The organism is Macrococcus armenti, assembly GCF_020097135.1.
In the GTDB taxonomy this organism is placed as follows: domain Bacteria; phylum Bacillota; class Bacilli; order Staphylococcales; family Staphylococcaceae; genus Macrococcoides; species Macrococcoides armenti.
Genome location: NZ_CP083608.1, coordinates 15,926 through 41,647, shown reverse-complemented (window position 1 = coordinate 41,647; position 25,722 = coordinate 15,926). Strand labels below are relative to the sequence as shown.

General features: G+C 33.3%; 26 protein-coding genes and 2 tRNA genes. 3 read left to right on the top strand and 25 right to left on the bottom strand.

Annotated features, from left to right (window positions below; genetic code table 11):
- Positions 1 to 43: 43 nt before the first annotated feature.
- Positions 44 to 478 (top strand): VOC family protein, encoded by a 435-nt coding sequence (locus LAU42_RS00205; RefSeq protein ID WP_224183748.1) that lies wholly within the window; start codon positions 44 to 46, stop codon positions 476 to 478.
- A gap of 27 nt (positions 479 to 505) precedes the next feature.
- Here the strand turns inward: LAU42_RS00205 and LAU42_RS00200 are convergent, their stop codons facing one another.
- The 8 genes from LAU42_RS00200 to LAU42_RS00165 form a co-directional block, all read right to left on the bottom strand.
- Positions 506 to 958 carry a MepB family protein gene (locus LAU42_RS00200; RefSeq protein ID WP_224183747.1) on the bottom strand — a complete coding sequence of 151 codons (453 nt, stop codon included), beginning with the start codon at positions 956 to 958 and terminating at the stop codon, positions 506 to 508.
- A gap of 177 nt (positions 959 to 1,135) precedes the next feature.
- Positions 1,136 to 2,071 carry an alpha/beta hydrolase gene (locus tag LAU42_RS00195; protein WP_224183746.1) on the bottom strand — a complete coding sequence of 312 codons (936 nt, stop codon included), beginning with the start codon at positions 2,069 to 2,071 and terminating at the stop codon, positions 1,136 to 1,138.
- Positions 2,061 to 2,732: a type 1 glutamine amidotransferase gene (locus LAU42_RS00190; RefSeq protein WP_224183745.1), complete on the bottom strand. Its 672-nt coding sequence runs from the start codon at positions 2,730 to 2,732 to the stop codon at positions 2,061 to 2,063. The genes LAU42_RS00195 and LAU42_RS00190 overlap by 11 nt, the downstream gene beginning before the upstream one ends.
- A gap of 73 nt (positions 2,733 to 2,805) precedes the next feature.
- On the bottom strand, positions 2,806 to 3,186 hold the full coding sequence (locus LAU42_RS00185) for a cytidine deaminase (protein ID WP_224183744.1): 381 nt from the start codon (positions 3,184 to 3,186) through the stop codon (positions 2,806 to 2,808).
- Positions 3,187 to 3,498: 312 nt separating this feature from the next.
- Positions 3,499 to 3,966 carry a hypothetical protein gene (locus LAU42_RS00180; RefSeq protein ID WP_224183743.1) on the bottom strand — a complete coding sequence of 156 codons (468 nt, stop codon included), beginning with the start codon at positions 3,964 to 3,966 and terminating at the stop codon, positions 3,499 to 3,501.
- A gap of 119 nt (positions 3,967 to 4,085) precedes the next feature.
- The gene (locus LAU42_RS00175; RefSeq protein ID WP_133454062.1) at positions 4,086 to 4,853 is read right to left on the bottom strand and encodes an HNH endonuclease; all 768 of its coding nucleotides are present in this window, start codon (positions 4,851 to 4,853) and stop codon (positions 4,086 to 4,088) included.
- Positions 4,854 to 4,861: 8 nt separating this feature from the next.
- The gene (locus tag LAU42_RS00170) at positions 4,862 to 5,362 is read right to left on the bottom strand and encodes a GNAT family N-acetyltransferase (RefSeq protein WP_224183742.1); all 501 of its coding nucleotides are present in this window, start codon (positions 5,360 to 5,362) and stop codon (positions 4,862 to 4,864) included.
- Positions 5,363 to 5,397: 35 nt separating this feature from the next.
- Entirely contained in the window at positions 5,398 to 6,636 is a 1,239-nt protein-coding gene (locus LAU42_RS00165) for an ATP-binding protein (protein WP_224183741.1), read from the bottom strand.
- Positions 6,637 to 6,704: 68 nt separating this feature from the next.
- Between LAU42_RS00165 and LAU42_RS00160 the strand changes: the two genes are divergently transcribed.
- Positions 6,705 to 7,535: a GIY-YIG nuclease family protein gene (locus tag LAU42_RS00160; RefSeq protein WP_224183740.1), complete on the top strand. Its 831-nt coding sequence runs from the start codon at positions 6,705 to 6,707 to the stop codon at positions 7,533 to 7,535.
- Between the two features lie 404 nt (positions 7,536 to 7,939).
- On the opposite strand, the gene LAU42_RS00155 is transcribed toward LAU42_RS00160, so the two are convergent.
- From LAU42_RS00155 to LAU42_RS00110, 10 genes are all read right to left on the bottom strand, one after another.
- Positions 7,940 to 8,245, bottom strand: a complete 306-nt coding sequence (locus tag LAU42_RS00155) for a nucleotidyltransferase domain-containing protein (protein ID WP_224183739.1) — start codon at positions 8,243 to 8,245, stop codon at positions 7,940 to 7,942.
- Positions 8,226 to 9,374: an HNH endonuclease signature motif containing protein gene (locus LAU42_RS00150; protein ID WP_224183738.1), complete on the bottom strand. Its 1,149-nt coding sequence runs from the start codon at positions 9,372 to 9,374 to the stop codon at positions 8,226 to 8,228. Before LAU42_RS00150 ends, LAU42_RS00155 begins: the two co-directional genes overlap by 20 nt.
- A gap of 167 nt (positions 9,375 to 9,541) precedes the next feature.
- Positions 9,542 to 10,021: a 23S rRNA (pseudouridine(1915)-N(3))-methyltransferase RlmH gene (rlmH, locus tag LAU42_RS00145; RefSeq protein WP_224183737.1), complete on the bottom strand. Its 480-nt coding sequence runs from the start codon at positions 10,019 to 10,021 to the stop codon at positions 9,542 to 9,544.
- 259 nt (positions 10,022 to 10,280) lie between these two features.
- Positions 10,281 to 11,072 (bottom strand): MBL fold metallo-hydrolase, encoded by a 792-nt coding sequence (locus tag LAU42_RS00140; RefSeq protein ID WP_224183736.1) that lies wholly within the window; start codon positions 11,070 to 11,072, stop codon positions 10,281 to 10,283.
- 17 nt (positions 11,073 to 11,089) lie between these two features.
- Positions 11,090 to 11,881: a two-component system regulatory protein YycI gene (locus tag LAU42_RS00135; protein ID WP_224183735.1), complete on the bottom strand. Its 792-nt coding sequence runs from the start codon at positions 11,879 to 11,881 to the stop codon at positions 11,090 to 11,092.
- Entirely contained in the window at positions 11,881 to 13,194 is a 1,314-nt protein-coding gene (locus LAU42_RS00130) for a YycH family regulatory protein (protein ID WP_224183734.1), read from the bottom strand. Before LAU42_RS00130 ends, LAU42_RS00135 begins: the two co-directional genes overlap by 1 nt.
- On the bottom strand, positions 13,187 to 15,025 hold the full coding sequence (gene walK, locus LAU42_RS00125; protein WP_224183733.1) for a cell wall metabolism sensor histidine kinase WalK: 1,839 nt from the start codon (positions 15,023 to 15,025) through the stop codon (positions 13,187 to 13,189). The genes LAU42_RS00130 and walK overlap by 8 nt, the downstream gene beginning before the upstream one ends.
- 4 nt (positions 15,026 to 15,029) lie before the next feature.
- Positions 15,030 to 15,731, bottom strand: a complete 702-nt coding sequence (gene yycF, locus LAU42_RS00120) for a response regulator YycF (RefSeq protein WP_224183732.1) — start codon at positions 15,729 to 15,731, stop codon at positions 15,030 to 15,032.
- Between the two features lie 127 nt (positions 15,732 to 15,858).
- Positions 15,859 to 15,931: transfer RNA gene (locus LAU42_RS00115), tRNA-Asp, on the bottom strand.
- 23 nt (positions 15,932 to 15,954) lie between these two features.
- Positions 15,955 to 16,029, bottom strand: a tRNA-Glu gene (locus LAU42_RS00110).
- Between the two features lie 122 nt (positions 16,030 to 16,151).
- On the opposite strand from LAU42_RS00110, the gene LAU42_RS00105 reads away from it, so the two are divergent.
- Positions 16,152 to 17,039, top strand: coding sequence for a YitT family protein (locus tag LAU42_RS00105; RefSeq protein ID WP_224183731.1), 888 nt, complete (start codon positions 16,152 to 16,154; stop codon positions 17,037 to 17,039).
- 64 nt (positions 17,040 to 17,103) lie between these two features.
- On the opposite strand, the gene LAU42_RS00100 is transcribed toward LAU42_RS00105, so the two are convergent.
- The 7 genes from LAU42_RS00100 to serS all read right to left on the bottom strand — a co-directional run bounded on the left by LAU42_RS00100 (position 17,104) and on the right by serS (position 25,676).
- Positions 17,104 to 18,393 carry an adenylosuccinate synthase gene (locus tag LAU42_RS00100; RefSeq protein WP_224183730.1) on the bottom strand — a complete coding sequence of 430 codons (1,290 nt, stop codon included), beginning with the start codon at positions 18,391 to 18,393 and terminating at the stop codon, positions 17,104 to 17,106.
- A gap of 322 nt (positions 18,394 to 18,715) precedes the next feature.
- Positions 18,716 to 20,125 (bottom strand): replicative DNA helicase, encoded by a 1,410-nt coding sequence (dnaB, locus tag LAU42_RS00095; RefSeq protein ID WP_224183729.1) that lies wholly within the window; start codon positions 20,123 to 20,125, stop codon positions 18,716 to 18,718.
- A 17-nt stretch (positions 20,126 to 20,142) separates the two neighbouring features.
- Positions 20,143 to 20,589 carry a 50S ribosomal protein L9 gene (rplI, locus tag LAU42_RS00090; protein ID WP_224183728.1) on the bottom strand — a complete coding sequence of 149 codons (447 nt, stop codon included), beginning with the start codon at positions 20,587 to 20,589 and terminating at the stop codon, positions 20,143 to 20,145.
- Position 20,590: 1 nt separating this feature from the next.
- On the bottom strand, positions 20,591 to 22,555 hold the full coding sequence (locus LAU42_RS00085) for a DHH family phosphoesterase (protein WP_224183727.1): 1,965 nt from the start codon (positions 22,553 to 22,555) through the stop codon (positions 20,591 to 20,593).
- A gap of 29 nt (positions 22,556 to 22,584) precedes the next feature.
- Positions 22,585 to 23,484, bottom strand: coding sequence for a DUF2232 domain-containing protein (locus LAU42_RS00080; RefSeq protein WP_224183726.1), 900 nt, complete (start codon positions 23,482 to 23,484; stop codon positions 22,585 to 22,587).
- A 168-nt stretch (positions 23,485 to 23,652) separates the two neighbouring features.
- Positions 23,653 to 24,168, bottom strand: coding sequence for a YceI family protein (locus LAU42_RS00075; protein ID WP_224183725.1), 516 nt, complete (start codon positions 24,166 to 24,168; stop codon positions 23,653 to 23,655).
- 236 nt (positions 24,169 to 24,404) lie between these two features.
- Entirely contained in the window at positions 24,405 to 25,676 is a 1,272-nt protein-coding gene (gene serS / locus LAU42_RS00070) for a serine--tRNA ligase (protein WP_224183724.1), read from the bottom strand.
- Positions 25,677 to 25,722 lie beyond the last annotated feature (46 nt).

Below are 25,722 nucleotides of genomic sequence, written 5' to 3'. Positions count from 1 at the left end.
AACGTCACGTTATACCTTACGATATAGGTAAGGAGGTGATGATATGGAATTTTATCAAATACCGCTGTTTAATAAAATACTGGTAAAAGATATAAAAAAAGCTGAGAAGTGGTATCGTCACACTTTAGGATTTCAAAGTATATTCAAGTTTCGTAATGAGAATAATGAAGTTATTATGAATCACTTGCGATTGGAAAAATATCAGGATATCATGCTGATTCAGTCTGTTGACTTTAAAAGTGGTAATGGCTGTTTCATAAATATTCTTGTTGATGATATTGAAACAATAGCAAAGTCGATATCCGAGAAGTATGTGTTACAATCGTTAGAACAGATGCCGTGGAATGCGAAGGAAATGACGATTGTAAATCCTAATGGTTATCAAATAACATTAACGGAATCGAATATTAGCGATGAAGATTTTGAGAATTTAATGGATAGTTTCTCAAAAAATATTAAAATAAACAGTAGCGATTAGAATTTTAAATCGCTACTGCTCTATATATTACATATTAAACTTATATTCACCCATCTTATAAAAATGTTCAGTCTGCCATTTCTGACTAACCATTGCAGTTTTATTCAAATCTTTGACCCATGGCGGATAGACTCTAAAAGCCATTTTGCCTTTTGAATTATCTGCTTTGACAATACCTTTTTCGATTAGGATCGAAACAGGGAAAACAAACTGGCCTTCATTATAGTCATCAAGAATATTAATTACAAGGTAATCGCCAATATCATCTTCATTAAAAGGTATATTTTTATTAAGGGAATCTTTCTTCCATATAGCAACGAAATATCCAGGTTTCTTAGGAGTTTTCTTTGCTAATCTACTTTTAAAATTAAAATTTTCACTTGAAATATTTAAACCTTCATACTCTTCGTTCCATTTGTCTTGTTTTATAACAACTTCTCTACCCTCAAAAATTTTATTCCATATATTATTGGATTCCAAAATAAAACCTCCAAAGATCACTAAGTGGATAATACTCATACCTAAAATGGTTCTTAAGAAAAGCTAATCATCTATTGATTATTATCTTTATTATTAAATGCGACTATTAAAGCAATAAATAATGGTATGAAAACAACAAACCAAAGATATTCCGACATTTCAAATACCCCTTACATATTAATTTGTATTTAAAGCCTCATTTAGCGCTCTAATAGAATCTGATATAGCTCTTTTACTTATCTCAGAATCAGGAACCATCGCTTCAAACTCATGGTATCCACCTGGATATAAATGAAACTCAACAGGTACGCCTGCTTCTGTTAATACTCTTACATAGTTCATCGTCTCATCTCTAAACGGATCAAGTGAACCAACTGTTGTATATGTAGGTGGTAAATTGCTAAAGTCTGTTTCACGCATTGGTGCAGCATACTTAGGTGTCTCACCTTCAACACCTTTCAGATACATAGACCAGGCAAACTGATTCAGTTCCTTGCTCCACACTCTTTTATCACTAAATTCATTACTTGAATATGTTGTACAACTATCATCAATCATTGGGAATGACGGCATCTGAAACTTAATTTTTGGACCTTTACGATCTCTTGCTAATAATGACAAGGCTGCCGTTAGTCCACCACCTGTACTTCCTCCAACCACTGCAAGTCTATCAACATCAATATTAAGTTGATCTTTATTTTCAACAATCCATTGAAGTGCTAGATAACAATCTTCAATTGCTGCAGGATATGGATTCTCTGGTGCTAATCGATAATCTACAGATACTACAACACAATTCACGTCTTTTACATATCGTGCACATTTAGCATCGTTACCCTCTACCGATCCAAACATATAACCGCCACCATGGATGAATAACACCACAGGTAATGTATCTGTCTGATTCACAGGAGCATAGACTTTAAGCCTAACTTGTATATCCTCCTCATCATACTTGGCAAAGTATTCTTTCTGAGTAATCGCTTCATCAATATAAGGCTTGATTAACAGTTTATTAGCTGTTCGTATTGAAGGAAGCTTTTCTTCCGACAAATCCATCGGTGTCAGTTTCTTAAATGTTTCTAATAGTTCTTTATGTACTCTACTTTCCACTTAGTTGACCTCCACTTATGTAATTCACCATACTTAGTAATACTTCCTGATTTTCAGTAGAGATATCATATGTCATAGTATCTTCCTCTGTATTGTTTAAAACGTTACCTGTTATATATTCACGATCCGCTTCCACCAAATCACTTAACGTCTCTTTTGTCGTTTCCATATGGAATTGTAATCCAATCACATTTTTATTATAGATAAAGGCTTGATTCTCACAATGCGTTGAACTGTATAGTCTTTTTGCTTTATCAGGTAATGTGAAGGTATCTCCATGCCAGTGCAATACATCTAACTGTTGAGGAAGGAACGAGTATTCATTAGTTTCTTTGTTAATAATACCAAATCCAACTTCCCTTCCTTTAGGGTTAGAATAAACTTTACCACCAAGAACTTCTGCGATTAACTGAGCACCAAGACATATTCCAAGTAAAGGCTTATTATTTTTTATCAAATCTTTTATTAGTTCCTTCTCATGATTAAGCCACGGAATATCATCATGTACACTCATAGGACCACCTAGTACAATAAGCATATCGATATCCTTTTCCTCAGGTAAGATATGATTATTCTCATATAACTTAATAACCTTTGCATTTAATTCTTCAAGTATCCCTGGATTCTCGAATGGTACGTGTTGCAGTATGTATGTTTTCATTTAATTGTTCCTCTCTATTTATAATTAGATTTTATAAATACTCTTTATATTCGATATCATCATATGCATTTGTTCAGTGGAACGGTTGTAACTCTCTTAATGACTTATATTCTAAATTATCACTGTCATTAGTGACAGCCACCTTAACATTGTTCCCCCAATAAAGTAATCTTTCTTGGCATGTACCGCATGGTGTTAAAACTTTAAATTCACTATTTTCATCATCTCTTACAACACAGATACTATGTGTAATAATATCATCAAATTTATGAGCTTCTAAAATCGCTCCTGTTTCAATACATAATTCTGTTGAAGTATTTATAACCTCGGGAGCAACTGAAATATAAATTTCACCTTTCTTGGAATACATCGCCGCAGCACCTCCCCATCCTTTAGGGAAACGTTTAATAATAAAAGATTTAGCTTCATCAAATAATTTTTGTTCGATACTCACATTATGCTCTCCTTTTCTTTTATAGCTATTTGTACGATTTACTTTATATTGAGTATTCCTGACTCTACCTATTAATAATCAAATTCAATTTCGTGTAATAGATAATACAAATCTATCATACATATAATTACAAACATTAGTTGGTGAAAATCTCTTTCATGAATCTCATCAAAATTTATATAATAGTGTAAAACGTTTTGGCGGTTAATAATTTAAATATTTTTGTTTTCTTGACTATGAGCTGACAAATATAAATCTTTCATTATTAATGTATTATATGTTTTTGACAATAAATTCATTGAAAAATCGAAGTTATTCATGTTTTCGTATGGTATTTTTTTCGATATGCTTCTCAATAATATTAACTTTCTCTTTCATCTTATTACGAAGATTTGCATTCGATATAAATTTATCATTTTCTGAAGGATTTATTGTCTCCCTCATTAACTTTTCGATTAAAATCATGTGATAAGGCACAAATTGTATTAGCATATTATTTTCAACTAATTCCCATTGGTTCTTCAAATAATGTGATCCTTGCCCATCTAGAATATCCGCTAATTCATCCATTACGCTTTTGTATACTGATTCTAATAATATTTTGTAATTATCTGAATTACTTTTACCTTCTATTTCATTCATTATTATGGAATACTGAAGTTCATATGATATTTTTTGTGTAAATGCCCATCCTCTTTTAATGCCTTCATTACCAATATTATTTAACAGTTCTAATTCAATTTTATTTCCCTTAATTATTAATTCCGATTTATTTGCCATTATCTCAGCTTGTCTACTTTGAAAAAATCTAAATGAATTATTAATTTTATTAACCGCTTCATTCAACTTAGAGTGCAATTCTCTGTTTTTCTTATTAATACCCCTATATATTACTATACTTATTTTGAAATTAACCGCTTCAATTCTTCAATTGTTAGTAGCTTTTCTTTTTTTCTATGAACCATCTTATGACAATTTGAACATAATGGTACTAAATCAGTTTTTGGATCAACTATTATTTCCTCTTTTATACTGGACATTGGTTTTATATGATGAATCTCAATAAATCCTTTACCAATTTCTCCATACATTTCTTCATAATTAAATCCACAACCTTTACAAGTCACACCATGTATTTCAATCGCTTTTTTTCTTAGATTTGGATTACGTTCATATCTAGTTCCATATTGCTGTATTATCTTACCCTCTTTATAAATAACGTTCTCTAACAAGATTTCTTCAGATTGAGATTCTTCAGTATCTGAAGGTAAATGTCTCAAAACAAAATCTAATAGCTCTCCTTTTACTGTACGTGGTCCTTGGACTGCACCTTTCATACCATTCTCTTGTAATGCTTTTAGGTTTAAAGAACCCTCCTCAAGTTCATTAACTAACTCTAACTCCATATGATTTCCATAATCGACATAATTTTCACCATTGATAACAAAACTTCTATCATCAATCGTTACTTTTGGTTTATTAACCACTTTAATTTTACATACATACTTAATACATGAATATGGGGCTGATACATAAATTAATACCATATCCCCTACTTCAGCTGACTTGAGGTTCCTACTTTGCTTCCAATCAATAGATTTCAATGATTGAAAAGCACCTATTACATCGTATGATTTTATATTACAAGGTATTATCCAATACTTCATGATATCCTTCACTCCTCTATAATATGAGCAATGTGTTGTATACCGTTCTTATCAAAAACTTTATGTTTTTTCATTCCTATTTTTGATGCTACTTTTTGAGATGGCAAGTTATCTATAGTTGAATATGAATATATTTTTTCAAATCCCAAAACATTAAAAGCATATTTCATACATGCTTTCTCCGCTTCAGTTGCATAACCTTTATTACAGTATCCTTTAATAATATGAAATCCAATCTCGGGTAGAACCTCTCCATCAATATTTTGCATCGTTATACCACAGTCACCTAAAAAAGTTCCATCTTCTTTCAGAATAACAGCCCATAGACCACAATCATATGTAACATAATTTTCGATATTCCACTTAATCCATTCTTCAACCTCATGCTCATTAAACGGATGATTATAGTATTGCATAGATATAGGATTAGAGAGGACTTTAGCTAGATTTACTTTGTCATCTTCTCTTAGCTCACGTAGGATTAAACGTTCCGTTTCAATAGTTACCATTAGTGACACATCCCCTAAATGTCTGTTTTATCTTCTCAAATAGTTTCTCTATATTCTTTTATCTTATTAATTACCATTAAATTTGTTGCCAAATCTTGCTTTACGAACTCCCTTTCATCATCAGTTAAACCTGTATTATAACCTGATATACTTACTTCTTCTTTGTAATGAGTAACATCTATCATAGCTTGATCAGAGTTTTTATTAATAATTGATTTAACTTCATTCATCTCATCTGCGTCTATAAAAATAGGTATATAGGAAAGATGCCTTTCCCATAAACACCCTTCTCTATCTAAACGATTTAATTTCATTAAAAATGATGAAAGCTGTATTTTAATTGAGTTCTTAATATAATAATCAAAAGTATTAGTAAATTTACTACCTAACTTAAATGCATTCAATGCTGAAAAATCGGGATATACTACAATTCCTCGTGCTTCATCAACATACCTTGCAAAATCTTTATATAGTATTGTCGAATGATACTTTAAATTAATCTTTAATTTAGAATTTCTCCCATTTATTTGAACGAAAGAAAAATTAGGAGGGCTAGCATTCTCATCTTCCTCTTCATCTAATAATTCAATCGTAAATTCAGGATGTAATAGATAGTACCAGGACATACCCTCATAATTAGAATTAATTAATTTCCAGTTTTCCACGTCATCAATATATCTTCTAATTCTTTCTATTGGATTAGGCAATATGCCTAATCTAATCTTCATCAAATGTTCTACCTCAGTAATTGTAGCAGCTCCATTATGTGGAGTATTGCTATCTTGATTCCTTGTATATATGGTATGTTTTCTTAAGAATGTATTCTTTTGTCCTTTAGGCTTAATATCTTCTCCCAATGTATATGGTACATGGATAGATTGCTGAATAACTATTACATCAACCTCTATTCCTTCAATATTTATAGTACGAAGTCTAATATTAGGCGCACCATAACCTTCCCATCTTTTATGTCTTACTAAATCATTTAACTGCTGCTGATTCCTTCTAAAACTATCACCTTTAAAACCAACAACTTTTCCATTATCGTCTACACCAATAATGAGGTATGCTTCTCTATTTTCAAGGTTATTAGCAAGACAGATAATATCATGCAGTAATTTGTGATTATTTTCTTTTGAATGATGTTCTTGTTTGTAATCCCAATAGCCACCCTCATATTTCAAATCAATTAGATCGCTTATAGTTTGAGTTAATAGCCTATCGTCCATTTCATTCACCACCAAATTTTGATAATTTGTATCAATTATTTTCAATTCTATTATCTCACAATCACGCTTGTTTGATATGATTATATTACTTAATTAGAAAAGGGGCATCAATTATGTCGCAAATAAAAATTAATGATTTACTTGGTTTTACAGAAGAAGAAATGAATCTTGTGAAAATCAAGTTCAACCAATCAAATGGCTTTGTTGATCCTATGGAAGTATTTAAGCAAAACCCTGAAGAAGTGAATACACAATGGCTATTTTGGAGGAACAAATCGAGGTACTTTAATGTAGGTCAGACTGCAGTATGTTTACTCAAACTTTCATACGATACGTGGTTACTTACGACGATTAAGAAAGTGACTAAAGAGCTAGATGTTTTAGAAGGTATCAATTATGAAGGTGTTGAACTCCCACAATACGAACAATATTATGGACGAGTTATCATCAAATTTAAGAAATCTTTCATGGCTCAAGGGCGCTTTTACAAAGACTTACACCAAGAATTAGTTGTTCAACAGATATTACCCACTATATATGACGGTGATGATTTCCCGGGTTATGACAAAGTTAAGTTATCCTATCAACAACTCGCTACAATTATTCATCGTGGTAAACGTGACTGGATTGCTGCCCTTGAAAATCAAAAAGCAGTTTATCTCATTACAGATAAAAGTAATGGTAAGTTGTACGTTGGTTCAGCAACGAGTATGAGTAAAATGTTGCTTACCAGATGGTCTAACTATGTAGCTAACGGTCATGGTGGTAATAAAGAGTTGGTAGCATTAGTAGAAGAAAAAGGATTTGACTATGTTAAGGAAAATTTCCAATATACAATACTTGAAAACTATAATGGGAAAGTTGACGACAAGTTAGTTCTACAGAGAGAGTCGTACTGGAAGGAAGCATTGCAAAGTCGACAGTTTGGTTATAACTCTAATTAACACTTCTCTATAAAAATTAAGAAAGACATGTCAAAAAATTGACATGTCTTTCGTCTCTTTCCGTGTGGTTAGACACAGTAATGTAACCCATAAATCTGATATCACTAAAGATTATTTTCTTTTATACAATCTAAAAATTCACTTTTATCATCTTTTATTACTCTCGAATGATATTAAATGTTATATTCTTTCAAAACCAACTTCTCGGCTACTTTTTTACATACTTTTCCTGAAGTATTCTATAACTCTATACCATTAAACTGTAAGAAAACATCCAGTTTTTCTAACAATTAGACATATACTCAGATTGCTGTCTATCAGCTTGATTTTCTTCATAGTCTAAAAACACCGTTACAATAAGGTTTAATGAACAATTTAGAAATGTTAATATTATACAATTTCTTCTATTTTAGTTCTAAATAATTATTATTTAATCTTGTAATAAACTTAAACTCACTTTCTTCTTTTTCACTTAGAGCATTTACATCAAGAGGTAAGTTTATTAATTTTGATAAATTTTGCTTAAATGTATTCAAATCATTTCTAAATTCATTTGAATAATCTTTGTAAATAATTAATATATCAATATCATTTGAGGGATTTGTATTATTTAAAAAGGACCCAAAGATATACACTTTATTGAATGTTTTATAAATATTCACTTCTTTTTCTAAATTCTTGATTATAATATCACTTAATTTTATGTACATAGGAATAGTACTCTTTTAAAGTTAATAATATTATTTCCATATCAGAGGCAAGGTCTCTAGCATCTGCCGATATACTTTTATCTTCATTCCAATTATGCAAATTAACAATTGTTGTTCCTTGTGGAAACGCATTTCTAAATAAATATTCTTGTGTCAAACAATACTCATATACAAAAATAATATTATTTGAGTTGATAGTTATTTCTCTTAAACTAGGTAATTCTTTGAAGCTATATTTTATATTACTCTTATTGAGATATTTTAAAGCAAAATTTAAACTATTTAGTCTAACCTTTGTTTGTCTAAAACACTTATGAGAATAATACAATTGTTTTAATCTTGGTAAATTATCTAAGTGTATTTTTTCGTTTTTTCCAAGCTTATTTAATTGTATAAAAGGTCTTTCTTCTCCTAACTCTATGTAATCTAATTTTCCACATTGTAAGAATACACTAACCAAACATTCTAAAGATTCAACTGATGGCAAGAAAAATTCATGAAAATCTTCTTCAATGCCGAATATTGCATTTAATTTTTCAGGATATAACACTTCTCGAACTTTTTCGCCATCTAATCTAGTTCTTTGAAACTCATCAACATGTAAGATAAAACTATTTACTATTTTTCTATTAGTATTATCCCCATTGTTATAATCCTCAAATAAATGCTCATTTTTATTTAATAAATTTTTTATTTTATTATTATTTACAACGATAGTATTTTCGAATTTTTCCCATTGCCGTTTATTATCTTTTAAATAATAATTATTGTAAATTGTTTGATTCTCTAGTAATAGCGGTTTCACTTGTTTTTCTAACTCTTCAAAGCTCGAAAATCTTTCTTCTAATATTTTACTTATCTCTTTTTGTCTTACTTTTTTCCAACTTTTTATTTCTTCTATTGTAAATTCTTCATTTCTATCAAAACGGGTATGACAATTCGGACATAATATTATTAAATTTTCATAACTATTATCATGTGATTGAGAATATTCAATTATGTGGGCTTTTTCACTTATATCTCCCTCATAGTTAACAATTCTCTGTCTACAATTAGGATTTAAACAACATCCTAGAGATTCAGCATATAAACTTCTTTCTACTTTCACAGGTATCTTCTTTCTTTGCATTTCTATCTCCCTTTTTTTCAATATTTAATTTATTTTACTATTCATATCTATTATATAACTGATGAAAAAATAAAATGGCTTTTTGTATGTACGAATGGCTGTAATAAATCAATAAATGATTCGACAACACCCATACTTTCCAATCTGATCTTAAAAGCAAAACCGCATCATTTGTGATAAGCTTCCCCTCTAATAATCCTAAACCCTCTATACACTTGTTCCAACAATATTACCTTCATCATCTGATGCGGGAATGTCATCTTACTGAATGAAAGCGCAAAGTTAGAGCGGTCCATAACGCTTTGATGCAGACCGTTTGATCCACCGATAATAAACGTCAGATGACTTTTCCCTGTATTCATCTTCTGCTCCATCTCTTTTGCCAGCTGCACAGAATCCAGTTGTTTACCTAGTATCTCCAGCGTATACACAAAGCTGTCATCTTTCACTTTAGATAGTATTCTATCCGCTTCTTTCTTCTTCGCAATCTCAATATCTTTCTCACTCATATTATCCGAATCTTTCTCATCCGCCACTTCAATCAATTCCATTTTCGCATATGCACCTAATCGCTTCACGTACTCATCAACTGCCATCTTCCAATACTTTTCTTTCAATTTACCCACAGTTATAACTGTAATTTTCATGTTTATTCATCCTTTTTATAAAAGTTATCCTACTTATCCACAAGTTAATCACATATTCACATTTCACAACCTTATTATAATCACATTTTCAAAATTTTTCATATAAAAATTGTAAAATTACGCTGCATAAACATAAAAAAGATGCTCGTTTTACCGAACATCTTTTCGATTTTGTGGATAACTCATCACTTACCCACACACTTATCCATAGTTATACACATATTTTGTGAATTTGTATCACTTATACACATGTGAACACTTAAATCTCATAAATCGGTGTCGCTACCGCTTTATCCGTATCACATATCAACACTTCATTCTCCGTATCGATATCATGTGCGTTCAATATTTGCTGCACACTCATTCGTGCAATATCTTTCATATTGTTATCCTGAGATAAATGCGATAGATATATACGTTTCGTACTCCCCGTAATGACATCACGCATCGCATATGCAGCGTCTTCATTCGATACATGTCCCATATCGCTTAATATACGCTGTTTCGTCTTCCATGGATATCTTCCCATACGTAGCATATCCACGTCATGATTACTCTCAAACACGTAACAATCACTTCCGTGAATCATACCTTTCATTCGGTCGGACACATACCCTGTATCTGTTATTACCGTTAACTTCTTATAGTTATTGTTAAAGATATAAAACTGAGGATCTACTGCATCATGTGAAACATTAAAGGATTCGATGTCCATTCCTGCAATTGTTTTCGTTTCATATGGATTAAATATAAATTTCTGATCACTTGGTATGTTTTTATCTGCATGTTCTATTCTTTCCCAAGTTTTCTCATTTGCGTACACGGGTAGTTTATATTTCCTAGAGAGTACACCGAGTCCTTTAATGTGATCGATGTGTTCATGTGTCACGAGAATGCCATTTAAATTCTCAATTTTACGATCAATCTGATCAAATAATCCTTCTATTTTTTTACCTGTTAGTCCTGCATCTACTAAAAGTGATCCTTTTTCACTTTCTACATAAACTGCATTTCCTGTACTGCCACTTGCTAGTACTGACATATTTATCATAAAATCACTCACTTAACTTACAAAATTGGTTGTTCCGGATTCACTGCATCTACATAATACGTTTCCAGCTTACCATCTCTTTTACGTACAGCCACCTGCCAAGTCGGTTTCAATACTTGTCCACGTACTTCTCGAACGATTGAATAATATCCAAGACGCACGCTTGTCACTTCATCTCCACGTTCTAGCTTCGTCTGATAGTAAAGGACTTCCAGTGCTTCCTTAGCTGGTATTACATTTTTCTTCTCGTTATTCTTACCGAGACCTTCCTGGATGTCTTTTAAGTATGTTTGCTCAAAGGCGGTGACTTCATTCTTCTCATTATAAGAAAATTCAATCTGTGCTTTATCATTGTTGAGTATCGGGTACTTTCCATATACTTGATCAAAATAAAGTTTCTTATTCGTTCGGTCTATACCACTTAACGTATATTCCTTACCTTTATCAATATAGTTGACTAAGTAACTTTTTAATCCCTTTATAATAGCATCTTCCTGAATCGATGCAAGTTTAATGACAGGTTTAATCTCTACTTTTGTCACGGTGCTCAGTTCTTCGCTTTTCTTATCAAAGTCTGCTGCATCCTGAGTAAAACCAGCACTCTTTCCTGATACAATATTCATCGCTACATTATCAACGGGTGGTAATTTCGGTAATTTAATACCTTCTTTGTTAAAGTCCAGTTTTTCACTACTCGTATCTTCTACAATATTTGCACGCTGAACTTTTTCATAATAAATGTATCCAAGTGCAATGTTAATGATCAGAAATACAAAGATAAAAAGAGAAGTCGCATGTTTCCAATCCATTAAACGAGCCTCCCATCCTGATACAATTTCCATTCGTTATTATATTTCACAAACCATTCAGGTTGGAATGATAATGTAGATTGAATCGTATCTTCATCAGAGTAAACCATCTTAAATCCAACCATCATATTCGACACTTTATCAAATTGATACTCTCTGCTTGATGCTAGCTTAAAGCGAACTTCTTCAGCTGATGGTAATTTTTCAATATCCTTTGTAGATGGTACAGCTACACTTGTTGAATATAATCCACGTTTATACTCATATACATCTTTATCTCCCCACACTACATTGATCTCACTCAGTTGCTTTTCATCAAATACCGGATATCCTTTAAAGAACATTTGATAACTGATTGCAGAATCTGACTGCTTTATATCAAAATAGCGATAATCATCCGTAAATCCACCATGTTCACTTATAAAATTAAAGCTATTTATTAAGTGGATAAATGGACGCGGTTTTGCATGATTGACTTCAGATAGATTGTTAAACTTATACAATTCATTATTATTCACTTTAACGATACCAGTATTAGAATTGTAAGTTTTCGTACCATTTTTATCTTTTCGCTCTATAATACTATTCTTATCTCCTAATACTGCTTTATTTATATCATCTACATTAATAATATCCGCTAGATAACTATAACGCTTTGATTCTGCTGGTTGTTCTGGTACGTATATGCTTGTTTTTTCATTTGTTGTTTGAGCATTCGTAATAATCCTAGCATAATCTTCCATAGACTTCTCGCTAGACTTTATGAATGAATTAAAGGCCTCACTTGATGCATTCATTTCGATCGCAATCATTGTTTGCTGATTCGTTACAGCATATAGAATAAGGTTTTCTTTAGAATGGCTATCAATAATGAGACGATTAAATGTCTCATTAACATCATTTTTAAAAGTACTGTCGAGAATATCTGTTAAATACATTGATAATGGCATGTCATTTGCATAATCAAGAATAATAAACTGCTCTCTCATTCCTTTAGAAATATAATTAATATCAAATGGTTTCTTATTAATTGAAATGAGTTTTTTCCCTGATAAGTTATCGATATATTCCATTAAATGTTCTTTATCTGTAGTTCCCTGGATGTCATGCTCTTTATAACTTATAACTTGGTAAGGTAAAAAGGCACTATGAATATTATCAAGATTTTTCGGACTGAGTGCAGTCGAACTTTTCGTAATTGCATTATCAACGTTTGCAAGATTCGGCTTAAAGTTCCATATTTTATAAGTGAGGACTACACTCATAAGTACAAGTGCTATAAGCGTAATCCCTTTAAATATGCTTTTATACATCCCAATCACCATCATCCAGCACTTCGCAAGGTAATGTTATATACACCGAAGTGCCATACCCTTCCTTACTATTCGCCCAGATTCTGCCGTTATGCGCTTCAATAATTTCTTTACTAATTGCGAGACCTAATCCTGTACCACCCATTTTACGTGTTCTTGCTTTATCTACACGGAAGAAGCGGTCAAATATTTTATCTACTTTATTTAATGGAATTCCAATACCGTTATCTTTAATTTGTATTGTCATTCGATTGAATAACGTATTTTGTTTCACGTGGAATTCAACTTTTTTACGTCCTTTAGAATACTTTAGCGCATTCGTAATAACATTGTCGAACACTTGTGTCATTTTATCAGGATCAATTTCAACGAATATTCCGTTTTTAGGAATATCGCGTACAAATGTCGCATTCTTTCCTTCAGACATTTCAAATCGATTAATTATTTTATGGATAAACATATTGAAATCGATAAGCTCTTTATTTAAGTTGTCATCTGTGTTATCCATTTTAGAAAGTTGTAATAAGTCATTTACTAAACGAATCATGCGATCCGTCTCTTCACGTGTAACACTTAAAAACTGTGGTGCAAGATTCTCATCTTTCCACGCACCTTCCTCAAGCGCTTCAATATAACTGCGCATAGAGGTAAGCGGTGTACGTAACTCATGTGAAACATTCGCTACAAACTCCCGACGTTCGTTTTCTACGTGATGTTGTTCAGTAACATCATGTAATACTGCGATATAACCTGTAATAAATCCTGTATCCTGAATAATTGTGCTAAACGATGCTCTAACAATTAATTTTTCTTTTTCGTTAATATCGATAATAATACCGCCTGCAATATCCTGCAGTTCTTCAAGCGAGTAATGTGCATCGATCGCAAGTACGTCTAGAACATGTCGGCCTTCAACATCATCCTTATTCATATCCAACATCTTAAGTGCCATTTCATTAACGATACGCACACGACCTCGTCTATCTGTCGCAATAACGCCATCTGACATGTGCGTAATTACTGAATCGAGTCTGCGCTTTTCACTTTCAGTATTCGCCTGTGCTTCTTGTACACGTTTAGATAAATTATTGAATGTAAGCGCAAGCTCACCAATTTCATCGTTTCCGTATACTTTAACACGGTTTGTATAGTTACCCTTCGACATTTCAAGCGCCTGATTTCGCATATCTGCAATCGGCTTCGTAATTGTTCGTGCGATAAAGAATCCTAAAATAATTGTAATGAGTAGAGATAACCCCGTTCCGATAATGAAAATACTGTTAATTTTCATTAACTGTGCATAAACTGGTTCAATAGATTCTTCTATATGAATAACACCTAATATTTTATTATCGTCTTTAATCGGAAAGTTTTTTACCCACACACGTACTTTACCATCAGGATCATCACGTAATTTAATACGATCATTCGTTTTACCAAGCGATAGTGAGTTTTGAATTTGTTTATCATTTATTTTCTGGTTAATGTTATCTTTATTCGATTCATTACTCATCGCAATAATCATTTCCGAGTCATTGATAAATCTAATCGTGTCAATTTTCGTTCGAATCGCGTACTCATCGACAACTTTCTGAACTTCTTTTTGAATTTTATTCGGAGATGATTTATTCTCGTTATAAACATTTCGAATATCATAGTTAATTGATTTAATTTGCTGATTAATATTTGTTTTGAAGTTTTTCGTTAACTCTTTTTCCAGATTGTTCGTAAAGTACAAACCAATAATCTGCATACCTATGATGATTAATAATACATAGATAACTACAAGTTTAATATGTAATGATTGAAGTTTCTTATATACTGCCTTCATTTCATTACTCCTGAGTTTGTAAGAAGTAGCCTACACCGCGACGTGTCACAATATATTCTGGATGACTTGGATCATCTTCTATCTTCTCTCTCAAACGTCTAATCGTTACATCTACTGTTCTCACATCACCAAAATAATCATAGCCCCATACAGTCTGAAGTAAATGTTCGCGTGTCATAACCTGACCGATATGTTTCGCTAAGTAATGGAATAATTCAAACTCACGATGCGTAAGTTCAATATCATCACCGCGTTTTTTAATTGAGTACGCTTCTGGATAAACAACGATATCTTTAATGACAATATCTGTTGTTTCTTCTTTTTCTTCTGATTGTGCCTGAGAGTAGTGACGTCTTAAATTCGCTTTAACACGTGCAATTAATTCTCGTGTTGAGAATGGTTTCGTTACATAGTCATCCGCACCTAACTCAAGACCTAATACTTTATCAATTTCAGAGTCTTTTGCTGTTAACATAATGATTGGCATATCATATTTTTTGCGCACTTCACGACATACTTCCATTCCATCACGACCTGGTAACATAATATCAAGCAGTACGATATCCGGCTGAATATCATAAATCAGCTCAACAGCATCATCGCCATCATAAGCTACATGTACATCATAACCTTCTTTTTTTAAATTAAATTCTAATATATCTGCAATCGGTTTTTCATCATCTACTACTACGATTTTTCTCGACATTTAGTTTCCTCATTTCTTAAAAAATTTCATAAATACCTACTTTATAATTTACCATTGTTTACTATCTTTTTCTATACTGCCGATTAGCATAAAAAAAAGAAGATACATAACTGTATCTTCTAAAAAGCGGTCCCGACGGGAATCGAACCCGCGATCTCCTGCGTGACAGGCAGGCATGTTAACCGCTACACCACGGGACCATGTATAAATATGTAATTGAAAATGGTGACCCCTACGGGATTCGAACCCGTGTTACCGCCGTGAAAGGGCGGTGTCTTAACCGCTTGACCAAGGGGCCATATTTTTTTAACACAAGATTGATTATAGCATGACAATTTTATAAATATCAAGCATATTTTTAAAAATTTTTTATATTTTTTTGTATAATTATTTATATATTTATACGATTGGGGAGACATTATGGCGGCGACTTCAAGTAATTATAAAAAATCACATAAAAAACTACCTTTGAAAGAGAAACTTAAAAGATTTATATTAATCACAATCGGTGCCATACTGATGGCGATTGCACTTGAACTTTTTTTAGTACCGAACAAATTACTGGACGGTGGTATCGTTGGTATATCGATTATCTCCAGCCACTTTTTAAAGCTTCCTATCGGACTTTTTATATTTATATTAAATATTCCATTTTTTTATCTTGGCTATAAACAGATTGGTAAAACATTTGCGATTTCTACTTTATACGCCATTGCAGTATTATCAGTCGGAACAGTATTATTACATCCTGTACCTCCATTTGCAGATGAAAAGTTTCTCGTAACAATATTTGGCGGCGTCATACTCGGACTTGGCGTTGGTCTCGTTATTCGCTATGGAGGATCACTTGATGGTACTGAGATACTTGCGATATTAATTAACAATAAAACACCTTTTTCTGTCGGTGAGGTTGTAATGGTAATCAACTTCTTTATATATACTGTCGCAGGGTTTGTATTTACATGGGAATCCGCGATGTATTCTGTTATCGCATACTTTATCGCTTTTAAAACAATTGACATCGTACAGCAAGGTTTAGATGAATCTAAATCGGTATGGATTATTAGTGATCAACATGAAGAGATCGGTAGCGCAATTAATGATCGCCTTGGACGTGGTGTAACATATTTGAAAGGTGAAGGTGCATATACAGGCGATGATAAGAAAGTTATCTTCTGTATCATTACACGTCTAGAGGAGTTTAAGCTTAAAGATATCGTTAATCATTACGATGAAAATGCATTTGTTGCAATTGGTAATGTATCCGAAGTTAAAGGCGGAAGATTTAAGAAAAGAGATATTCATTAATAACAAAATGCACGAAAACATTGAATGTTTTCGTGCATTATTATTTATCTTAGTTCTCTACCTCTTATTTTACCCATAAGTTTTCTAAAAGGTTGGTCTGATTTCTATCAGGTCCTACTGAGAAGATAGAAATTTTTACGTTACATAACTCAGAAATACGCTCTAAGTAACGACGTGCGTTATCAGGAAGTTCATCTAAAGACTTACAAGATGTTACATCTTCAGTCCATCCTGGTAACTCTTCAAAGATTGGCTTACAACGATTGAGTTCATTTAAATTCGCTGGATATTCTGTAATCTCTTTACCGTCCAACTCATAAGCTGTACAAATCTTAACTGTTTCTAAGCCAGTTAATACGTCAATAGAGTTAATAGATAAGTCCGTAATACCACTCGCACGACGTGAATGACGTAATACAACAGAGTCAAACCAACCTACACGACGTGGACGTCCTGTAGTCGTTCCGTATTCACGACCGACTTCACGAATATGATGACCATCTTCATCAAATAATTCAGTTGGGAATGGTCCATCACCTACACGTGATGTGTAAGCTTTACATACACCAACAACTTTATCTACAAACGTTGGACCTACACCAGTACCAACTGTTACGTTACCTGCAATCGGGTTACTTGAAGTAACGAACGGATAAGTACCGTGATCGATATCAAGCATTACACCTTGAGCACCTTCGAATAATACTTTTTCATCTGCCATAAATGCATCGTCTAATACTTTTGCAGTATCCACTGTATATTCTTTTAAACGTTGACCAGCAGCAAAATATACTTCAAAAATATCTTCAAATTTGAAACCTTCAGCATCAAATAACTTCTCAAACATTTCGTTTTTAATTGCTAAGTTTTCTTTTAATTTTGTTTCAAATGTTTCTTTATCAAGTAAATCCGCCATACGGATACCAATACGTTGTGCTTTATCTACATAAGCTGGTCCGATTCCTTTTTTCGTCGTCCCAATCTTATTATCACCACGTTTTTCTTCTTCTAATTCATCTTGTTTTAAGTGATACGGTAAAATAACTTGTGCACGGTTTGAAATGCGTAGGTTATCAGTTTTCACACCACGTGCATTCAGTGCATCTAATTCTTTTAATAATGCAACAGGATCTACTACAACACCATTTCCAATAACAGATAATTTATCTGAATAAAAGATACCTGATGGTACTAAATGCAATTTGTATGTTTCTCCATCAAATTTAATTGTATGTCCTGCGTTATTACCACCTGAAAAACGTGCAATAACGTTTGCTTCTTCTGCTAAAAAGTCCGTGATTTTACCTTTACCTTCGTCTCCCCATTGAGTCCCAACAACTACGATTGATGACATGAGTGCACCTCCAAATTTTGTTCACTAACCTTAAACATTTTAACAATGAAATTATGAAAAATCAACTAAAAAACGAACATTAATAAATATACACTTTTTTCTATGTCATATTAATCATATAGGATATGTGAATATGATACATATTGGAAACAGTTGTTTCCTCAATGTTTTTCATAATATATTTTAATATTTAGTCAAAAATAATTTTATTTTTTCACAAACTATGTGAATCATGTTATGGCTAATAACAACTAAAAACCGTACAATAAACTTACACTATAGTTTATTGTACGGTTCTTAGTTGTTTTATTCATTTTATTAATTAATATACATCTGAATGTGCATAATCAATATCTGTAAATTTGTTGTACTGTTTTAAGAAATGAAGTTTAACAGTACCTGTCGGACCGTTACGCTGCTTTGCGATAATAATTTCAATCTCACCATTCTCATCTTGTGCACCCGCATCAATTTCCGCTTCTTCGCCTTCTTCACCATTACCGCGATTATAATAGTCATCACGATATAAGAACGCAACGATATCCGCATCCTGCTCAATCGATCCAGATTCTCGGATATCACTCATCATCGGACGTTTATCCTGTCTTTGCTCTACTCCACGTGATAGCTGTGATAATGCAATAACCGGACATTCTAATTCCCTTGCGAGTGCTTTTAACATACGCGAAATTTCTGATACTTCCTGCTGGCGGTTATCGCTTGAACGGCTGCCAGATCCTTGAATTAACTGTAAGTAGTCAATTAATATCATATCAAGACCATGTTCCTGCTTTAAACGGCGACATTTAGAACGTATATCTGTAATACGAATACCTGGTGTATCATCAATAAATATATTTGTTTTAGAGAGTTTTCCTACTGCCACGGTGAATCTATTCCAGTCATCGCCATCCATCGTCCCTGTTCTAAGACGATTCGAATCAACATTGCCTGTACTACAGATCATACGTGTTGCAAGCTGATCTGCACCCATCTCAAGACTAAAGATTCCAACACTGTATGGCACTTCATCTCCACGGTCATGCGTTGCAACTTGTGTCGCAATATTAAGTGCAAAGGCTGTTTTACCAACGGATGGACGTGCCGCAATAATAATCAGATCATTTCTGTTAAACCCCGCAGTCATCTGGTCTAAGTCTCTGTAACCTGTCGGTATACCCGGCGTTTGGCCCTGGTTTTTATCCAATTCTTCAGCATTGTTAAAGACTTGTGTTAATACATCTTTAATTTCCTTAAAGCCCTCTGATCCTCTCGACGTCGAAACTTCCATTATGCGTTTCTCTGCATCTGAAAGCAATGTTTCTAAATCAAGTGTTTCGTTGTAACCATCCGCCATAATTGTATCTGCCGTATGAATTAAACGACGTTTGATTGCATCTTTGTATACGATGTCAGCATAAAAATCTACATTTCGTGCACTTGGTACAATACTTGCAAGATCAACTAAGTACAGTTCACCGCCAGCTGCTTCTAATGTTCCTTCAGAAGTCAATTGATCTGCAACTGTTACAATATCAACAATTTCATTTTTCTCAGATAGCGTCATCATCGCTTCAAATATATGCTGATGTGCCTGTCTGTAAAAATGACTGGGAACGAGTACTTCTAGAACGGAAGATAATACTTCATTATCAATAAAGATAGCGCCTAAAACGGACTGTTCCGCAACTAAATTAAACGGGAGTTTCTTACCTTCAAGATAATCTGCCATATTATCCTCCTTATCTATTACGCTTCAGTTACATGTACTTTTAATGTCCCGCTTACTTTGTTATGTAATTTAACTGGTACATTTGTATAGCCTAAGCTTCTAATCCCATCATGTAAATCCATTTTACGTTTATCAATTTTAATACCGTGTTGTTTATTTAATGCATCAGCAACTTGTTTAGAGCTGACTGAACCAAATAAACGGCCACCTTCACCTGACTTTGCAGTCACTTTTACTTCAAGTGTTTCTAATTTTTCTTTTAATGCCTGTGCATCTTCAAGCTCCTGCTGTTTATCTGCTTCTACTCTTTTCTTCTGTGCTTCTAACTGTTTTAAATTACCTGGTGTCGCTTCAACAGCTAATTTATTTTTTAGCAGGAAGTTATTCGCATATCCTACAGGCACTTCTTTAATTTCACCTTTTTTACCTTTTCCTTTAACATCTTGTGTAAATATAACTTTCATCTTATTCCTCTCCTTCTTCTTCATGAATAATGTTTCTCAGTTGACCGATAACTTCTTCAACCGTCATATCTTCAATTTGTGTTGCTGCATTAGATAAATGACCGCCACCGCCCATTTTTTCCATTACAAGCTGTACGTTGATTTCACCTAATGAACGTGCAGATATTCCGACAACATTGTCTTTACGTTTCGCTACTACGAATGATGCCTCGACACCTTCAATGTTAAGCAGCTGATCTGCCGCTTGCGCAACGATAACAGGATGGATTACTTCATCATCAGGCCCATGTGCTATCGCAATACCATCTTCTTCAAGAACAACGGTCTGAATAATTTCTGAGCGTTTAATGTACGTATCCATATCATCTTTCAGGAAATGCTGGCATAATATCGTATCCGCACCATGATTTCTTAAGAAACTCGCTGCGTCAAATGTTCTTGAGCCCGTACGTAATGTAAAATTGCGCGTATCCACGATAATACCTGCAAGCATTACAGTCGCTTCAAGTCGCGTTAACTTATGCTCAGTTGGTTGATATTCAAGTAATTCAGTAACAAGTTCTGCCGTTGAACTTGCATACTGTTCCATATAAACGAGCAATGGGTTTGAAACAAATTCTTCTCCACGTCTGTGATGATCGATTACTACTTTACGTGAAGCTTTATTTAATATACTTTCATCGATAACCATTTCTGGTTTATGTGTATCAACAATAACTAAAGTTGTACGTTTCGTCATTAAATTCCATGCTTCTTCTGAAGTAATAAATATTTCATCCAGCTCTGGCTTTTCTCTAATTTCATTCATCACACGTGATAATGTATCATCGATATCGTGAGGATTTAGTATAATATTCGCCTTTAAATTATTCATTTTAGCAAATCTGGCAACACCGATTGCGGCACCTATCGCATCCATATCTGGTCGCTTGTGCCCCATAATCATTACGTTATCACCTTCAACGAGAATATCTTTTAAGGCATGAGAAATTACACGTGCTCTTACGCGCGTTCTTTTTTCCATAGGATCTGTTTTTCCGCCATAGAACCTTACATTTCCGTTCGTGTGCTTAATTGCAACTTGGTCACCACCACGGCCTAACGCTAAATCTAAGCTTGATTGCGCCAACGTCCCAAGCTCAATTAAGTTATCTGCACCTTCACCTATACCGACACTCAATGTAATATGCGTTTTAATTTCGCGGCTCTTTTCTCGAATATTATCTAATAAATTAAACTTAGTTTCCTCGATTTTATGAAGAATCTTCTGGTTAAAGAACATCATAAATTGGTCTGACTGATATCGTTTAATGTAAACGTTATTCATCTCTGCCCACTTATTAATTTCCATAGACATTAAACTGTTAATTTCTGTTCGCTGCGCATCTGTCATGTTCTGAGTAACTTCATCAAAATTATCCAGGAACATAATACCAATTACAGGTTTAGAATCTTCGAATAGCTGACGCGTTTCCACTTTATCCGTAATATCAAAGAAATAAAGTACATTATCTTTTTCTGAGTACATGACTTTAAACTTAAAGTCTTTATAATGCGCATTTGCTTCGTTAATGCCACTCACTTTAAGTTGATTAAGTAAGTTTGGAAATACATCGTGAATAGATTCTGAAATAATCGGCTCACTTATTTTTTCGTTCATAAAGTGATTGTGCCACTCAATACGCTCATTATCATCCAGCAATAAAACACCTATCGGCAATTCACTAATCGCATACTTCTTACCATTACCAATCACTGTTGATAAGTGTGCAATGTATGCCTCATTTCCATGTATGATACGTCTCATATAAATAAAAGAAACACATATCATCATGAATATAATACATCCGGCAACTAAAGCTAACATGACATTCTCCGTATACAGTATTCCGGTCACGATAAGTGCGAGCACACTCATCACGATAAAAGGAATCATTAATGTCTGTCTGTTATACTTCCTGTTCATTTTGACACCTCTTCGATAAATTTATAATCTTACTTACGTTTTATTTTAGATTTTAAATTCAATATCATATCTATCATCCCAAAGATTTGTGTCACTGGTGAGAATATAAATGCAAATATGTATATTAAAATGTTTAATACTGTAGGCGTTCTTCGTACTTTCATAAAGTAGCTGAAGAGCGATAATCCTTGTATGAATATAATCCATTCTAACACATACTTAAAGTTTGTGACTATGCCTAACAGCACGACGTCACTTTCGGTTACAAACAACGATACTAATAATGTTAAAAAGTACAGATACAGTACTGACTTTGGAATGCGCCACATATATAGCGGCCTGAAGTCAGGCGTTGATACTTTAAATTTTCTTACTAAAGGCAGCGTAATAACGAGTTGTATAAGTGCGAGTAAAAATAAAAAGAAAATCAGTAATCCTGGTATCTGCAATATTATTGCATCTGTACTTGATAAAACTAAATCTGCATAATCTTTCGTTATTGTCCCGCGCTCAACTTCTTTCATCAGAATATTAGAATATGTATCAATAACAGGACCAAATATTGCACCTGACTTCGGCATTATTCCTGTAAGCTGTAATATGATCATAGAAATTAACGAATAAATTGCATAAAAACCTGTAAGGACATACAGAATGCGTTCTTTCGACGTTCTTTCTAATAATAATTGTGCCACGATATATGCGCCAAAAATCGTACTCAGCATTACTTGCATCGCAAATATTGAAGTAAACAATGTTGTAAATAAAACGATACCACTCATAACATAATAGCTGTTTCTATCATGATAATATAACGTTACAGTCGGTATCAGTAAAAATGGTACGATAATTAAACAGAGTACAGGCATGACGTGAATCAGTAATGTCGCCAGTAACATTAACACAGTAGTAATCAACGTTTTTTTCAAATCTATCTTCAAAATAACGACTCACTTTCTCAACTAAGAATATTTCTATAACTACTCTATTTTACAACTTTATTGAAAAAGACTCAATTTTTCAATTTAATCTGCAAATACAAAACAACAGAGCATCGTTTTTAGATATTCTAAAAACGATGCTCTGTTTATTCGTTATTATTCTTCAATTCTGAACTCTGTACCTACTTCAAATTTAACATCTTTACCAAGCATTACACCGCCAGTTTCTAATGCTTGATTGAAGTTCATACCATATTTCTCACGATTTACAGTTCCATTAATGATAAAGCCTGTGACACTACTGCCATCCATTGGATTTTTGTGGACACCGTTGAACTCTAAATCAAATGTTTCTTCATGCGTTTGATCTTTAATTGTTAAATCACCTGTAATTTTGTTCTCACTAACTGATTTAGAAACAAATTTAATCTCTGGGTAAGTTGCTGCCTCGAAGAAGTCACCTGTTTTTAAATGTCCGTCGCGGTCAGCATTATTTGTATCGATTGAGTCAACTTTTACCGACCCTTTAATTTGTAATGAAGATAAGTCATTAATATCCCCTGTCACTTCACCATCGAATTCTGTAAATTCACCTTTAACTTTAGATACCATTAAATGTTTAATTGAAAACTCGATACTACTATGTGCTTTATCTAATTGAAAATTTGTCATAATTAATTTCCACCTTTTTAATTTATTATTTGAACATATCAATAATGATGTGTTCTGTTGTTATACTTAATATATCAAATATAAAAAGTATATGCAACTATAATAATTATATTATTAAAAATCTTTTTATTCTGATAATTAGATGTTAACACCTTTTATTTAACATATTCAATTATAATGACTATAAAAATAATCATCCCGTTAAGCATATTTACTTAACGGGATGATTCAGCCAATTATTTAATTACTGTTTGTCCGCCCATATATGGAACTAATACTTCTGGTACTGTAATTGATCCGTCTTCATTCTGATAGTTCTCTACGACTGCAGCAAATGTACGTCCTACCGCAAGACCTGAACCATTTAATGTGTTCACAAGTTCAGCCTTTGCATTTTTATCACGTTTAAAACGAATGTTAGCACGACGTGCCTGGAAATCCGTCATATTAGAGCAAGAGCTGATTTCTTTATATGCATTATAGCTAGGTAACCATACTTCAACATCGTAAGTTTTCGCTGCCCCAAATCCAATGTCACCAGAACATAATGCGATTGTACGATAAGGGATATTCAGCTTTTCTAGAATGCTTTCAGCTGAACGTGTCATATCTTCTAATGCAGCATAAGAATCTTCAGGGCGCTCAAAGCGTACCATCTCTACTTTATTAAACTGATGCATACGAATCAAACCACGTGTATCACGACCTGCTGAACCCGCTTCACTTCTGAAACATGCAGTCATCGCTGTAAATTTCGTCGGTAGCAAATCATCTGTTAAGATTTCATCACGATAGAAGTTTGTTAATGGTACTTCTGAAGTTGGAATTGTATATAGACCTTCTTTTTCAACTTTGAATAAATCTTCTTCAAATTTAGGAAGTTGGCCAGTACCAAACATAGAAGCTGCATTTACTAATTGTGGTGTTACCATTTCTTCGTATCCGTTTTCGCGGTGTGTGTCTAACATAAAGTTCATTAATGCACGTTCTAAACGTGCACCATCTTTCGTTAAGAACGCAAAGCGCGCTCCTGAAACTTTAGCAGCACGTTCAAAATCCGCCATATTTAAATCTTCAACGATATCCCAATGTGCTTTCGCTTCAAAGTCAAACGTACGTGGTGTACCCCATTTTTTCACTTCAACGTTTTCATCTTCATCTTTCCCAAATGGCGTTTCATCGCTTACTAAGTTCGGCAGACGTACAAGTTTATCTCTTAAAGTTGCAGATACTTCGTTTAATTCTGTATCAATTGATTTAATTTCTTCTCCTACTTCACGCATTGCATTAATTGCATCATCTGCATTCTCTTTATTACGTTTCTTCTGTGCAATTTCTTCACTCGCTTTATTACGTTTAGCCTTTAGTTCTTCTGTTTGTGCAGTAAGTTCACGAGACTTTGCATCCAGTGCTAAAATTTCATCAACGATTGAAGCATCAATCGCACGCATTTCTAATTTTTTCTTAACGAATTCTGGTTCTGTTCTAAATAATTTAATGTCTAACATTTGTATTGCCTCCTCATATTTTATATATGGGTAACAAAAAAATACC

What these genes read in the sequence shown, in the direction of transcription:
- LAU42_RS00105 (WP_224183731.1), top strand. Translation starts at nt 16,152, where the DNA reads ATGGCGGCGACTTCAAGTAATTATAAAAAATCACATAAAAAACTACCT.
- walK (WP_224183733.1), bottom strand. Translation starts at nt 15,025, where the DNA reads ATGAAGGCAGTATATAAGAAACTTCAATCATTACATATTAAACTTGTA.
- LAU42_RS00130 (WP_224183734.1), bottom strand. Translation starts at nt 13,194, where the DNA reads ATGTATAAAAGCATATTTAAAGGGATTACGCTTATAGCACTTGTACTT.
- rplI (WP_224183728.1), bottom strand. Translation starts at nt 20,589, where the DNA reads ATGAAAGTTATATTTACACAAGATGTTAAAGGAAAAGGTAAAAAAGGT.
- LAU42_RS00085 (WP_224183727.1), bottom strand. Translation starts at nt 22,555, where the DNA reads ATGAACAGGAAGTATAACAGACAGACATTAATGATTCCTTTTATCGTG.
- LAU42_RS00135 (WP_224183735.1), bottom strand. Translation starts at nt 11,881, where the DNA reads ATGGATTGGAAACATGCGACTTCTCTTTTTATCTTTGTATTTCTGATC.
- LAU42_RS00100 (WP_224183730.1), bottom strand. Translation starts at nt 18,393, where the DNA reads ATGTCATCAATCGTAGTTGTTGGGACTCAATGGGGAGACGAAGGTAAA.
- LAU42_RS00140 (WP_224183736.1), bottom strand. Translation starts at nt 11,072, where the DNA reads ATGATAAATATGTCAGTACTAGCAAGTGGCAGTACAGGAAATGCAGTT.
- LAU42_RS00190 (WP_224183745.1), bottom strand. Translation starts at nt 2,732, where the DNA reads ATGAAAACATACATACTGCAACACGTACCATTCGAGAATCCAGGGATA.
- LAU42_RS00180 (WP_224183743.1), bottom strand. Translation starts at nt 3,966, where the DNA reads ATGGCAAATAAATCGGAATTAATAATTAAGGGAAATAAAATTGAATTA.
- LAU42_RS00160 (WP_224183740.1), top strand. Translation starts at nt 6,705, where the DNA reads ATGTCGCAAATAAAAATTAATGATTTACTTGGTTTTACAGAAGAAGAA.
- LAU42_RS00155 (WP_224183739.1), bottom strand. Translation starts at nt 8,245, where the DNA reads ATGTACATAAAATTAAGTGATATTATAATCAAGAATTTAGAAAAAGAA.
- LAU42_RS00205 (WP_224183748.1), top strand. Translation starts at nt 44, where the DNA reads ATGGAATTTTATCAAATACCGCTGTTTAATAAAATACTGGTAAAAGAT.
- LAU42_RS00150 (WP_224183738.1), bottom strand. Translation starts at nt 9,374, where the DNA reads ATGCAAAGAAAGAAGATACCTGTGAAAGTAGAAAGAAGTTTATATGCT.
- dnaB (WP_224183729.1), bottom strand. Translation starts at nt 20,125, where the DNA reads ATGGCAGATTATCTTGAAGGTAAGAAACTCCCGTTTAATTTAGTTGCG.
- rlmH (WP_224183737.1), bottom strand. Translation starts at nt 10,021, where the DNA reads ATGAAAATTACAGTTATAACTGTGGGTAAATTGAAAGAAAAGTATTGG.
- serS (WP_224183724.1), bottom strand. Translation starts at nt 25,676, where the DNA reads ATGTTAGACATTAAATTATTTAGAACAGAACCAGAATTCGTTAAGAAA.
- yycF (WP_224183732.1), bottom strand. Translation starts at nt 15,731, where the DNA reads ATGTCGAGAAAAATCGTAGTAGTAGATGATGAAAAACCGATTGCAGAT.
- LAU42_RS00170 (WP_224183742.1), bottom strand. Translation starts at nt 5,362, where the DNA reads ATGGTAACTATTGAAACGGAACGTTTAATCCTACGTGAGCTAAGAGAA.
- LAU42_RS00175 (WP_133454062.1), bottom strand. Translation starts at nt 4,853, where the DNA reads ATGAAGTATTGGATAATACCTTGTAATATAAAATCATACGATGTAATA.
- LAU42_RS00075 (WP_224183725.1), bottom strand. Translation starts at nt 24,168, where the DNA reads ATGACAAATTTTCAATTAGATAAAGCACATAGTAGTATCGAGTTTTCA.